Source organism: Rhodophyticola sp. CCM32, from assembly GCF_004751985.1.
Lineage (GTDB): Bacteria > Pseudomonadota > Alphaproteobacteria > Rhodobacterales > Rhodobacteraceae > Rhodophyticola.
Map to the genome: position 1 here is coordinate 2,277,084 of NZ_CP038492.1, position 12,437 is coordinate 2,289,520.

General features: G+C 60.8%; 14 protein-coding genes. 6 read left to right on the forward strand and 8 right to left on the reverse strand.

What is annotated here, in order from left to right; genetic code table 11:
- Window positions 1–128 precede the first annotated feature (128 nt).
- On the forward strand, window positions 129–2,540 hold the full coding sequence (locus tag E2K80_RS11050) for a ligase-associated DNA damage response DEXH box helicase (protein WP_135375058.1): 2,412 nt from the start codon (window positions 129–131) through the stop codon (window positions 2,538–2,540).
- Between the two features lie 290 nt (window positions 2,541–2,830).
- Window positions 2,831–3,493 carry a ligase-associated DNA damage response endonuclease PdeM gene (gene pdeM, locus E2K80_RS11055; RefSeq protein WP_135375059.1) on the forward strand — a complete coding sequence of 221 codons (663 nt, stop codon included), beginning with the start codon at window positions 2,831–2,833 and terminating at the stop codon, window positions 3,491–3,493.
- Here pdeM and E2K80_RS11060 read toward each other — a convergent pair.
- Window positions 3,490–4,263, reverse strand: coding sequence for a LytTR family DNA-binding domain-containing protein (locus E2K80_RS11060; protein ID WP_135375060.1), 774 nt, complete (start codon window positions 4,261–4,263; stop codon window positions 3,490–3,492). The two genes, pdeM and E2K80_RS11060, sit on opposite strands and share 4 nt — an antisense overlap.
- A 110-nt stretch (window positions 4,264–4,373) precedes the next feature.
- Between E2K80_RS11060 and E2K80_RS11065 the strand changes: the two genes are divergently transcribed.
- Window positions 4,374–4,790, forward strand: coding sequence for a PaaI family thioesterase (locus E2K80_RS11065; RefSeq protein ID WP_135375061.1), 417 nt, complete (start codon window positions 4,374–4,376; stop codon window positions 4,788–4,790).
- A 184-nt stretch (window positions 4,791–4,974) separates the two neighbouring features.
- Here E2K80_RS11065 and folD read toward each other — a convergent pair whose 3' ends face one another.
- Both folD and E2K80_RS11075 read right to left on the reverse strand, forming a co-directional pair.
- Window positions 4,975–5,874, reverse strand: coding sequence for a bifunctional methylenetetrahydrofolate dehydrogenase/methenyltetrahydrofolate cyclohydrolase FolD (gene folD / locus E2K80_RS11070; RefSeq protein WP_135375062.1), 900 nt, complete (start codon window positions 5,872–5,874; stop codon window positions 4,975–4,977).
- Window positions 5,875–5,946: 72 nt separating this feature from the next.
- On the reverse strand, window positions 5,947–7,623 hold the full coding sequence (locus tag E2K80_RS11075; protein ID WP_135375063.1) for a formate--tetrahydrofolate ligase: 1,677 nt from the start codon (window positions 7,621–7,623) through the stop codon (window positions 5,947–5,949).
- Window positions 7,624–7,951: 328 nt separating this feature from the next.
- Between E2K80_RS11075 and E2K80_RS11080 the strand changes: the two genes are divergently transcribed.
- Window positions 7,952–8,233 (forward strand): hypothetical protein, encoded by a 282-nt coding sequence (locus tag E2K80_RS11080; RefSeq protein ID WP_135375064.1) that lies wholly within the window; start codon window positions 7,952–7,954, stop codon window positions 8,231–8,233.
- A 21-nt stretch (window positions 8,234–8,254) separates the two neighbouring features.
- Here E2K80_RS11080 and E2K80_RS11085 read toward each other — a convergent pair whose 3' ends face one another.
- From E2K80_RS11085 to E2K80_RS11105, 5 genes are all read right to left on the reverse strand, one after another.
- A complete protein-coding gene (locus E2K80_RS11085) occupies window positions 8,255–8,521 on the reverse strand; it encodes a DUF5665 domain-containing protein (RefSeq protein WP_135375065.1) in 267 nt (88 codons plus the stop codon).
- Between the two features lie 6 nt (window positions 8,522–8,527).
- Window positions 8,528–8,851: an antibiotic biosynthesis monooxygenase family protein gene (locus E2K80_RS11090; protein ID WP_135375066.1), complete on the reverse strand. Its 324-nt coding sequence runs from the start codon at window positions 8,849–8,851 to the stop codon at window positions 8,528–8,530.
- 113 nt (window positions 8,852–8,964) lie between these two features.
- On the reverse strand, window positions 8,965–9,435 hold the full coding sequence (locus E2K80_RS11095) for a hypothetical protein (RefSeq protein ID WP_135375067.1): 471 nt from the start codon (window positions 9,433–9,435) through the stop codon (window positions 8,965–8,967).
- A gap of 186 nt (window positions 9,436–9,621) precedes the next feature.
- Window positions 9,622–10,095 (reverse strand): tRNA (cytidine(34)-2'-O)-methyltransferase, encoded by a 474-nt coding sequence (locus E2K80_RS11100; protein WP_238475500.1) that lies wholly within the window; start codon window positions 10,093–10,095, stop codon window positions 9,622–9,624.
- Window positions 10,088–10,930 (reverse strand): DUF6206 family protein, encoded by an 843-nt coding sequence (locus E2K80_RS11105; RefSeq protein WP_135375068.1) that lies wholly within the window; start codon window positions 10,928–10,930, stop codon window positions 10,088–10,090. Before E2K80_RS11105 ends, E2K80_RS11100 begins: the two co-directional genes overlap by 8 nt.
- Window positions 10,931–11,251: 321 nt before the next feature.
- Here E2K80_RS11105 and E2K80_RS11110 point away from each other — a divergent pair, with 321 nt between their 5' ends.
- Both E2K80_RS11110 and E2K80_RS11115 read left to right on the forward strand, forming a co-directional pair.
- Window positions 11,252–11,734, forward strand: a complete 483-nt coding sequence (locus tag E2K80_RS11110; RefSeq protein ID WP_135375069.1) for a HugZ family pyridoxamine 5'-phosphate oxidase — start codon at window positions 11,252–11,254, stop codon at window positions 11,732–11,734.
- 155 nt (window positions 11,735–11,889) lie between these two features.
- Window positions 11,890–12,387, forward strand: a complete 498-nt coding sequence (locus tag E2K80_RS11115) for a hypothetical protein (RefSeq protein ID WP_135375070.1) — start codon at window positions 11,890–11,892, stop codon at window positions 12,385–12,387.
- The last annotated feature ends 50 nt before the right edge of the window (window positions 12,388–12,437 follow it).

Genomic DNA, 12,437 nt, shown 5'->3' on the forward strand with positions numbered 1-12,437 from the left:
CACAAGGATTTCTCGAGAAATCCGGCCCTTCACGATTTCCGCGCGGTTTCATGTAACTGAACCCCCTGATGGCGAGCCGCTTTACGAAAAAGGCTGACCCCGGCCCCCGCGCGCAGTATCCCTACCCCATGACAATGCTGCCCCCGGACATCACAGATTGGTTCCGCACCCGAGGGTGGAGCCTCCATTCGCATCAGCAACAGATGCTGGACCTGTCATCCGCGCCCTGCCAGTTGCTGATCGCGCCCACCGGCGGCGGCAAGACCATGGCCGGGTTCCTGCCCACGCTGGCGGAACTTGCCGATGGCACGCATCAGGGCCTGCACACGCTTTACATCTCTCCCCTGAAGGCGCTGGCGGCGGATATCAAACGCAACCTGCGCGCCCCGGTGGAAGATATCGGCCTGCCCATCCGTATCGAGGATCGCACCGGCGACACCACCCAGACCCAACGCAAACGGCAACGCGCCGATCCGCCCCATATCCTGCTGACCACGCCGGAAAGTCTTGCGCTGCTTACGTCATATGAAGATGCGGGCCATATGTTTGCCGGGCTGCAACGGGTCATTGTCGATGAGATTCACGCGCTGGCGGAAAGCAAACGCGGCGATCAGCTGATGCTGGCGCTGTCGCGTCTGTCCACCCTGGCACCGGGTCTGCGCCGTGTGGGGCTCAGCGCCACGGTGGAAGACCCGCCCGCCATCGCCCGCATTCTGGCCCGCCATCCCGATCCCTGCCGGATACTGGAGGCAGATCCCGGCCCCGACCCGGATATCTCGATGCTGGAAACCGACGCCCGCCCGCCCTGGTCCGGCGGCGGCGGGCGCTATGCGATTCCGGCCGTGCTGGACCAGGTCAAACGCCACAAGACCACCCTGATTTTCCACAACACCCGCGCCCAGGCCGAGATCTTCTTTCATCATCTCTGGCTGGCCAATGACGACCAACTGCCGATCGGCATCCACCATGGCGCCCTGTCACGTGAACAACGCGAAAAGGTCGAGGCCGCAATGGTCGCCGGGGATCTGCGCGCCATCGTCTGCACCGGGTCCCTTGATCTGGGCATCGACTGGGGCGATGTGGATCTGGTCATTCAGGTCGGCGCCCCGAAAAACGTCAAACGGCTGGTCCAGCGGATCGGGCGCGCCAATCACCGCTACAATGCGCCCTCGAAGGCGCTGATGGTCCCTGCCAACCGGTTCGAGGTTATCGAATGCATCGCAGCGCTGGAGGCCGCCCGCGACCATGATCTGGATGGAGAGCCGAAAGGCGACGGCCCGCTTGATGTGCTGTGCCAGCATATCCTGATCCGCGCCGCAGCCGGGCCATTCCTGGCCGATGATCTCTATGAAGAGGTCACCTCGGCCGGGGCCTATGCCAGCCTGCCCCGCGAGAGTTTCGACCGCTGTCTCGATTTCTGTGCCACGGGGGGGTATGCGCTCAAAGCCTATGATCGCTGGCAGAAACTGGTGCAGCGCCCGGATGGCGCCTGGCAGTTGCGCGACCCCCGCGCCAGCCGCCAGATCCGCATGAATATCGGCACCATTCTGGCCTCTGACAAACTGAAGGTCCGCCTGAAACACGCAAGGGGCGGCATGCCCCTGGGCGAGGTGGAGGAGAATTTCGCGGCGAGCCTTGTCAAAGGCGATACGTTTCTGATCGGCGGTCAGATCGTGCGCTATGAGGGCCTGCGCGAGATGACCATCGAGGTCACACGCAGCCCGTCGGACAGGCCCAAGGTCGCCACCTTCATGGGCAGCAAATTTGCCACCTCCACCCAGTTGTCTGATCGTATTCTGGCAATGTTCCGGCAGGATGACTGGCCCGCCCTGCCCCGGCACACCCGTGACTGGCTGGCCCTGCAGCGGCGCGTCTCCCGCCTGCCGGAACGTGATCGGTTGCTGGTCGAAAGCTTCCCTCATGACGGGCGCGACCATGTCTGCGTCTACGGGTTTGCGGGCAAGAATGCGCAACAGACCCTGGGCCTGCTTCTGACCCAGAGGATGGAGGAAGAAGGGCTGCACCCGCTTGGTTTCGTCTCCACCGATTACGCCACGCTGATCTGGGGGCTGGACCCGTTGCAGGATGCAGCCCCGTTGTTTTCCCGTGAGACCCTGACCCGGACGATGGAAATCTGGCTGTCGGGCAATGCGGTGATGAAACGCACCTTCAAGGGCGCGGCCATCATCGCCGGGCTGATCGATCGCAACATGCCCGCCGGCAAACGCAAGACCGGCCGGCAGGCAACGTTTTCCACCGATATCCTCTATGACACGCTGCGCAAATATGACCCCGGCCATGTGATGCTGGAAATCACCCGGGTCGAGGCGATGCGCGGCATGGTCGATTTCGGGCGCATCGACGCGATGCTGACCCGGATCGGTGATCGCATCGACCATGTGAAACTGCCCCGGCTGACCCCGCTGGCCGCGCCCTTGTTTCTTGAGGTCGGCAAAGTGCCGGTGAAAGGACGCGCCGAACACCGCCTGATCGAAGAGGAAGCCGCCCGCCTGCTGACGACAGCGGGTTTGCCGCTATAGGCGGCGTCCCTCTAATCTGCAACACATAGACACAACGCAGAGGGCAGCGCCCGAACCGAGGGGTGGGCGAGAAGCGCCCGCCCCGTGGGGTCGGTGCGGGCGCTGCCCGGCGGTGCCGCCGGGCAGGTGGGTGATGCGGGGTGGCGAAGAATTTCAGGCCAAAGCAATAAGGGTTTTGCAAAACCTGAAAAGCTCCTCCCGCCCTGCATATCCATACAAACAAGATGTGAAATCAGCCAGATCCGCCATCAGGCTTGCAACGCCCGGCCCGTCATGCCATCGAACGAAACATGAACGGCCACACCTTCACCTTCTTCGGCGCGGCCCTGACCGCCCTGCCATCTGGCGCGCTCTGGTGGCGGGAGGAAAGGCTGCTCTGCGTTTCCGATCTGCATCTGGGCAAATCGGAACGGATGGCGCGGCGCGGTGGCCCGATCCTGCCGCCTTATGAGGTGCAGGACACATTGATGCGTCTTGAACGGGATCTGGCCGCCACGACCCCCGAATGTGTCATTTGTCTGGGCGACAGCTTTGATGACCTGACCGCCGCACAGGCCCTGCAGGATGAGATGATCACCTGGCTGGCCACCCTCATGGCCGGGCGGCGCTGGATCTGGATTGAAGGCAATCATGATGCCGGGCCGGTTGATCTGGGCGGCACCCATCTGGCCAGCCACCGGACCGGTCCACTGACCTTCCGACATATTGCCAAGCCCGGTGCCAGCGCCGAAATCTCGGGCCATTATCATCCCAAGGCGCAGCTTCCCACCCGCGCCAGGCGGATCACCCGGCCCTGTTTCCTGCTGGATCAGGCGCGGCTGATCCTACCCGCCTATGGCACCTATACCGGGGGGTTGCGCAGCAGCGATCCGGCGCTGTCGGGACTGATGGCCGCAGATGCACAGGCCATTCTGCTGACCGATCCGCCGCTTTGCGTGCCAATGCCCCGTTAAAGCGGAATGCCGCGATCAATCAGCGCGTCCTGATAGCCCTGGCTGACGGGCAGGCGAATGCCCTGCGACAGAATGATGAATGTGCGCCGGCCCTTCTGCTCCACCCCTGAAATTGCATTCAGCGCCACCCAATGCGACCTGTGAATGCGCACCCCGTCATATCCGTCAAGCTCGTCCATCGCGTCAGAGAAGCGCAGCAAAAGACGGTCTTCCCCCTGGCTGGTGACCACTTCCAGATAATGGCCATCGGCGGAAATATGCATCAGATCGCGGCCCAGTTCCGGCGGCAGGCGGCGCAGAAACGCAACCTCCTCTGCCGCATCGGATGCGTTGTCTGCTGCGCTGTCTTCGCTTTCCTGTTCCAGATACATCCGGATCAGAACCAGTGTCAGGCAAATCATCAAAACCACAATCATATGCGCAAATATGCTTGGTAGGCTTTCGCTCGGAACGCCATAGACGAAATGATTATACGCCCAGATCAACATGCCCAGAACGACAGCCATGATCCCGCTGCTCAGCAGGTCGACCGCAAAGGATTTTGCCGGAAAGACCTGTTGAACCATTGCCTTGATCCCGCCCGCAAACAGAATCGAGACGCCAATCAACCCGCCCCAATAGATACCGCGATCCAGAAGCGACATGGCGGAATAGGTTCCGAACGGTCCAAGCAGAGTTGCCAGAACACTTGCCGCAACCCAGACTGAAAACGATGATGATCCAAACCGGTGGATGAAAGCCACACGCAGATCAGAGGAATTGGTCTGCATTTGCCCCAAGCTGTTACATCTTCACATTACGGAGATTTTACCTCCCCCGATAAATGATGATACGATAAAATCAGGACCTGGCTAGGCATTTGAGAAAAAAAGGCGAAAATGTGACAGGTATAACTGATGCACGCATCAGGGATAGTTTTGCGCGGCAGGGGTTGATGGACAGCTTTGGCGCGCGTCTTGAACAGGTTTCTTCCGGGCGTGTCCTTCTCTCTGCTCCGATCACCGCCGCAAGCTCGCAACAGCACGGGTTTGCCCATGCGGGCCTGACCTTCGCGCTTGGCGACAGCGCGTCGGGCTATGCCGCGCTGACCCAGATGGCCGAGGGCGCCGAAGTGATGACAGTTGAGATGAAGATCAACCTGATTGCGCCGGGTGACGGTTTGCGGCTTTGGGCCCATGGTGAGGTTGTGAAACCCGGGCGTCGGCTGTTTGTCACCCGCTGCACGGTCGAGGTTGAACGCCCCGATGGCAGCCGCCGGGATGTGGCCCTGTTGCAGGGCACGATGATCCCGGTCTGAACAGCACGGCGCGGTTTTTCTATAGTTTCCGCCTGAAATCCTTCACCACCCCGCACCACCCTCCCGCCCGGCAGCACCGCCGGGCAGCGCCCGACCGACCCCATGGGGCGGGCGATGCCCTCCGCACAATCTATATATGATTCAGAATTTCAATCCGGCGCTATAAGCAGCAACCGCACGCGGCTCAGGCGGTCAGCCCTTCGGGTTCAGGCAAGCCGTTTGCGCGGCAACAGGCAGTGACCGTATTGGCCAGAAGGCAGGCAATGGTCATCGGGCCCACCCCCCCCGGCACCGGTGTGATCGCGCCCGCAACCGCCGAAGCGCTGGCGAAATCCACATCCCCGACCAGCTTTGTTTTCCCCGGCTTTTCGGGATGCGGGATGCGGTTGACACCCACGTCAATGACGGTTGCGCCCGGTTTCACCCAGTCGCCCGGCACCATTTCCGGGCGCCCGACCGCAGCAACCAGAATATCCGCCCCGCGACACACATCCGCCAGATCTTTGGTGCGCGAATGGGCGATGGTGACCGTGCAGCTTTCCCCAAGCAGCAATTGCGCCATGGGTTTGCCGACAATGTTGGACCGGCCCACAACCACCGCGTTCAGACCGGAAAGCGACCCGTGATGATCGCGCAGCATCATCAGACAACCCAGCGGCGTGCAGGGCACCATGGATTTCTGTCCGGTCCCCAACAGGCCCACATTGGAAATATGAAAGCCGTCCACATCCTTTGCCGGGGATATCCTGTTGATAACCTCTGCACTGTCCACATGATCCGGCAGCGGTAACTGCACGAGAATGCCGTGAACTTCCGGATCGGCGTTCAGCTGATCCACAAGGCTGAGGATATCTTTCTGGGACGTCGCCACATCCAGTTTATGTTCGAAACTGGCCATACCGGCCTCGGCGGTCTGCTTGCCCTTGTTGCGCACATAGACCTGGCTGGCCGGGTCCTCGCCCACCAGAACCACCGCCAGCCCCGGCGTCAGATCATGATCGGATTTCAAAGCCGCCACATGGGTCGCAACCCTGGCCCGTACCGTCGCGGCAAAGGCTTTCCCGTCTATGATCGTCGCCGTCATCGCATCACCCTTTCACAGAATCCCGTCGGCGGGACGCATAAATCTTCTATAAGTTTATTCCGGCATGCAGTCTCAGAACAGGCCTTCGATATTCCCTGCCGCGTTCAGCATGATCTGTTCGGCCGAGGGCACACGCGGCAGGCCGGGCATGGTCATGATCTCTCCGCAGATGGCAACGATAAACCCGGCCCCGGCAGACAGGCGCACCTCACGCACGGGGATGGTAAAGCCCGTAGGCGCACCGCGCGCGCCCGGATCGGTGGTAAAGGAATACTGCGTCTTGGCCATGCAGACCGGCAGATTGCCATATCCTGCCTCTTCCCAGGTTTTCAACTGCGCCCGGATCTTGCTGTCGGCCACCACACCATCGGCATGGTAGATTGACGTGGCAATGGTTTCGATCTTTTCAAACAGCGGCATCTCATCGGGATAGATCGGCGCGAAACCGGCGGCATCGCTTTCTGCGATTTCAACCACTTTATGGGCCAGCGCCTCGGTCCCGGCAGAGCCATCGGCCCAATGCTTGCACAGCACAGCCTCGGAACCCTGCGTGGCGACATAGGCCTGCACGGCGGCGATCTCGGCCTCGCTGTCTCCGGCAAAATGGTTGATCGCAACCACCACCGGCACCCCGAAGGATGTGACATTGCCGATATGACGGCCCAGATTGGCGCAACCCGCCTCAACCGCCGCCACATTTTCGGCGGCCAGATCGGCTTTGGCAACGCCGCCATTCATTTTCATCGCCCGAACCGTGGCAACAATCACAACCGCATCCGGTGCAATGCCAGCCTTCCGGCATTTGATATTCATGAATTTCTCGGCCCCCAGATCGGCGCCGAACCCGGCCTCGGTCACCACGTAATCGGCCAGTTTCAACGCCGTGGTTGTGGCAATCACCGAATTGCAGCCATGGGCGATATTGGCAAACGGCCCGCCATGGACAAAGGCGGGGTTGTTTTCCAGTGTCTGCACCAGATTGGGCTGCATCGCGTCTTTCAGCAATACCGTCATCGCGCCATCGGCCTTGATATCACGGGCATAGATCGGTTTGCGCGCGCGGGTATAGGCGACGATGATATCGCCCAGACGTTTCTGCAAATCCTCCAGCCCCGTGGCCAGACAGAGGATCGCCATCACCTCCGAGGCGACCGTGATGTCAAACCCGGTCTGCCGTGGGAACCCGTTGGCCACGCCGCCAAGCGAGGTGACCGTATCGCGCAGCGCCCGGTCATTCATGTCAAGCACCCGGCGCCAGACCACGCGACGCTCGTCGATCTCAAGCGCATTGCCCCAATAGATGTGGTTGTCGATCATCGCGGACAGCAGGTTATGGGCGCTGGTGATCGCATGGAAATCGCCGGTGAAATGCAGGTTCATCTCCTCCATCGGCACCACCTGGGCATAGCCGCCCCCGGCTGCCCCGCCCTTCATGCCGAAACAGGGCCCAAGCGAGGCTTCGCGGATACAGATCGCGGCATTCTTGCCGATCCGGTTCAACCCGTCGCCAAGCCCCACAGTGGTGGTGGTCTTGCCCTCGCCCGCAGGGGTCGGGTTGATCGCGGTCACCAGGATCAACCTGCCGTCTTTGCGGGCCTGCACCCCGTCGATGAATGACTGGCTGATCTTGGCCTTGTCATGACCATAGGGCAGCAGGTCCTCGGCCGGGATGCCAAGCTTCGACCCGATCTCCTGAATCGGGCGCTTGTTGGCTTCGCGGGCAATCTCGATGTCGGTTTTGAAGGCCATGATATGGGTTCCCTGCGGCGGTCTCTATACGTGTCCCTTTCGCCTATAACGCCTCTGTTTCATATGCACAGGGGCATTTCCGACATTTTCGCCCCTGCTGCCGTCAGATTTTCAGGTTACTCTGGTCAAGCGCCTGTCTTTCCTGGCCTTATGCTTCATGAGTCCAGTCACGATAAAAGATGATGGCACAGTGTCGGGCGGCGTGCCCGCATCTGCCCGCACAGCCCCACAACCCATCACCGCAGCAGATCAACCCGGCAATGCAAATTTGAACCCGCCTGCGCCCGGACCCGACACATCCCTGAACAATCCTTTCAGGAAGCATGCCATGCGCCGCCTCATCCCACTGATTTGCACCATCGGCCAACTGGCCTTTACCGGCCCGGCCATCGCACAGAATTTCGGCTTCGGGATCGGGGTGTCCGACGGCCCGGTCTCGTTAAGCCTTCATACCGCCGCCCCACGCAGCAACCGCAGCTGCGAGGTCAGGATCGTGCCCACCGGTGGAGAGGTCCGCCTGCGCCGGGGCATGGTGGTGGAACATATCGCCTGCACCGATGCCAATTGCACAGACCAGCAGGTCATCATCTGCCCGGCACGGCGGCGATAACGACACGCGTGCCCGGACGGGTCAGCGGTTCTCGGCCATCAGCCGGGCAATCTCGGCCGCCCATTCGCCGATGATCGGCAGAAATTCGATCTGCGCAAGCGACCAGACCAGCAGCGACAACAACAATGACGCGCCCAGAACCGTGCCCAGACCAAAAGCCAGCCCGCGGGCAAAGTTGAACAGCAGCAACCGCCACACCGAATTGTGCAACCGCAAAAAGCGATGCCCGTTCAGCATGGCAACCTCGCTGCGCAACGCGCGCAGTTCATCCTTCATCTCGTTATCCATCGGCTCCTACCTGTCAAACACGGCAGAGACATCATACATCACCGGCTCGAAACTGCGGCACATCTCGGTGATGGCTTTGTTGCGCCTGACCATCTCGTCGCTGCGCAGCATCGCCTGAAAATCCTCGCGCCGGTCCCATTGGGAATAATTCGCAACCCGTGTCTGGGCATCATTCACATGCAACCCGGCGCCGATGAACCCCGGCTGATGCGCGATGAACTGATCATAGGCAGATGTCAGCGCCTCGATCAGGTCGCGGCAATTGCCGGGATTGGTTTCAAATGTGGTGATCACGGTTTGCAGGGCCGCACCCTTGGCAATGGATGGCATCAGGCTGTCCTTCTTCTGGTGTCGAAGGATACCGCCGCGCCCTGCCCCGGGGCAAAAGAAAAGCGACCGCGCGGAAGGTGCGGCCCGGTTTCACATCTGTACCACCGCCCGTATCAGCCGGTATACGCGTCATACATATCATTATAAGACGGGTTGCCCGACGGGATATCGACACCCCGGCTGATCATATCGGCCTCAAGCGCGCCAATGGAATCAACCCGGTCGCCCGGGTCCAGCATCGTTGGATGCGCGCCATTGTGATAGGCTTCATAAACCTCAACCAGTTCCGCATCCGAATATCCCGATGTCCAGCTTGCATATCTTTCTGCGGTCACGCCCGAGGTATTGAGCAAGGGGTTTGACCCCCAATTGCTGCCTGCCGAGGCACCGGCAAACGGGGAATCCACCACGTCCATCTCTGCCAACTCGGTCGCGATCTCGCCACTCAGACCTCCGACACCGCCGGATACGGCGGTCATCGTTGCAAGCCCAAGGCCAACAATTGCTGCGGTCAGAACAACCCAATCCACAGTGACGGCGCCTTGTTCATCTTGCAGGAATGTTCTTCCGTAAGGGGTGGACACAGTTCTTTCCTTCCATAGCGATTTTCGGTCGACCGACCGGGCAACAGCAGCAGTGCGGACAGGTCACATCAGATGCAAACCCTGCCAATCCGTGCCGCAACCCGGACATTGATCTTAAAATACGACCGATCTGCGGCGGACCCGTGCCAGGGCCAAGGCATCCCTGTGCTCTTTTCACACGGAACATCAGAGAAAACTGCCGCGCAGGGCCTGATACACAACCGCCGTGGCCGCATTGGCCAGGTTCAGCGATCGGATATGCGGGCTTCTCATCGGCAGATGAAAGATACGATCGCCCATGTCTTCCAGTATTTCAGCCTGCAAGCCCTTGGTTTCCCGCCCGAATATCAGATAGGCATCCTCCGGGTAGTCCGGGTCATAAACCGATTGCGCCCCGTCATTTTCGAAGAAGAACAACTGCTCGCGGCGCGGGTGCCGCGCCTCAAGAAAACCGGGCCAGCTGTCATATTCGCTGAGCCGCACATGCTGCCAGTAATCCAGCCCGGCCCGGCGCACGGATTTCTCTGAAATATCGAACCCGTAGGGCTTGATCAGGATCAGTTCCAGATCCAGCGCCACGCAGGTGCGCCCGATGGTGCCGGTATTGCCGGGGATTTCAGGCGTGACAAGCACGACCTTCATCCCGCCGCTGTCAGACATTCGGTTTGCCTTCCAGCCCCAGAATGCGCCTTGTGGTGGTCCAGATCGCAGGCAGGCGCGGGGGGCTGGCCAGATCGGCCAGAACCTCCTCTTTCATCGGGCCCGACAGATGGGTCTCGGCAAAACCCCGCCCCCAGTTCAGCAGCGCCGGGCCATCCTCGGGGCGCAGGCGCACCGCGCTGCCGATCAGGCCCACAATCGTTCCGGCGGGGGAATACCATTCATCCTGAATAGCACGGATTTTTCCGGGCAGGACCGGGCCGACACGCCGGATCAGAGGTGATTCCGAAAACCGCAGCAGCAGTTTGCCCATCTCCGCCCGGTTATAACCGATCAGCGGCGGGAATGTATCGAAGAAGACCGGCCCGTCAGGACCGATTGCAAAATTGCGGATCGACGGATGATAGCCGATACGCTCTGGCCGGTCCGCAACCGCGCTCCAGAACGCCGCGATGCTGATCGCCGCCTGATCCAGCAGGACAATCGCGCGGTCTATATCGGCAGCCAGCAGCATGTCACGCAACATTGTCTGCGGCGGCAGGGCCTGTTGCACAATGACCGGGCGCTGAAACCCGGCCTCCTCCAACAGCAGGAACCGCGTCTCGGGCAGGTCAACGCCTGCTTCGCGCAGGCAGGTGACATAGGCCTCATGACGTGTTGCCAGCAACGCCAGCACGTCCCGGTCACGACCACCGCGATAGGTTTTGATGACCTTATCGGCAAGCGGGCCGGAAGACGGGCGGAAGGGCGCACAGAAATATCCCAGCCGGCTGACCGGCTCACCGCTTTCGGCCAGGGCGTCACGCACCGCGCGGCTGAAATCATTGTCATTCATATCGGCCCCTTCCATTGTCGATGTGGTTAGGGCGCGGCGCCTTCATGCGCAAGGCTATAGCGAAATCGTTTTATTCTGCACCATCGCTTGTCGAAATTTGCTGCCTGGCATCAGGGATTTCAACGCGTTATGTTACATGCCTTGTCTCAGCCATTCGGAATTCTGTAGAATTCCGAATGGGAAAACTGGAGTTTTCCCTGCCGTTTTCCTTGAGGAAAATACCTTAAGTGCCCGGCTTTAATCCGGTCTCGAATTCGCGGCAGGCATACACCGGACCGGGCATTCTGGCAGAGATGGCCGGCCCGTGTTATCCCGCACTCCATGGCCGATGCCCCCAACCCGATCCGTGATACGGATGACGCGGCCCGCACCCAGGCACGGGGCCTGATCGGGGCTGCCCGGTTCGGCGCGCTTGGCGTGACCGACCCCGAAACCGGCGCGCCCATGGTCACCCGCATCGCCGTGGTGCCCGGACCGGATGGCGCCCCCCTGACGCTGATCTCGGATCTGTCCGGCCACAGCGCGGCGCTTGCCGCCAATCCTGCCTGTTCCCTGCTTTTGGGGGAGCCCGGCCCCCGGGGTGATCCGTTGACCCACCCGCGGATCACCCTGCAATGCATCGCGCAGCCGACGGATAAGACCACCCTGCGCGAACATTACCTGACCCTCTATCCCAAGGCGCAACTTTACTATGATTTCGCCGATTTCCGGATGATGCGATTGCAGGCCAGCCATGCCCTGCTGAATGGCGGTTTCGGCAAGGCCTTTCTGCTGACCTCTGATGATCTTGTCGCCCCGGGCTGAAACGCGGCGTGGCCTGCATCGCCCGCTCCGTCAAATGCCCTCTGTTCTCATGCAGACACGGTACGGACTCACTGTGCAGACTTAAATCTGACAATTTTAGGCAGACTTCCCCTAACATCTAGGCGACGCTGCATTTTTATGGCATGCTAATGTCTATGACTATGATTGACCCCAACCTGCCCGGCATCTGGATTGTGCCCGGAGAACTGTTCACCTACGAAGTTCTGAATGATGGCAGCTATCATGTGGCGCCGCCCGCCGCACCCCTGTCATTTTCCTCCGATGCTGCGGAAATGACCTGGGGCGCTCAGGTTTTCGACCGGCAAAGCGCGAGCGCGAATGGCGCCGGTGTCGAAGGACGCTGGACCAGACGCGACAGCACCGAACACTGGGTGTTTTCCGCCAATGGGCAGTATCAGGTGCGATGGGGCAAGGATGACCCGGCCAGTACCGGCATCTGGGCCCTGCGCGACAATGGGGGCGCCTTGTGGATTCGCGAGAAACTGGCAGAGTTGACAACGGATGGCGCACAGGTCGTGTTTAACCTGATCGGGACCGGGCCCGCGCAATACGGCTATACGGTCGAAGACGGGGTCTGGACCCTGCTGGACCCGGACAGTTGGGAAAAACGCGCCACCTATCGCAGGCCCTGACCGGCACCGGTTGCGCCGGTTCAGAAACCCGCAATCCATCCTGTTCAACG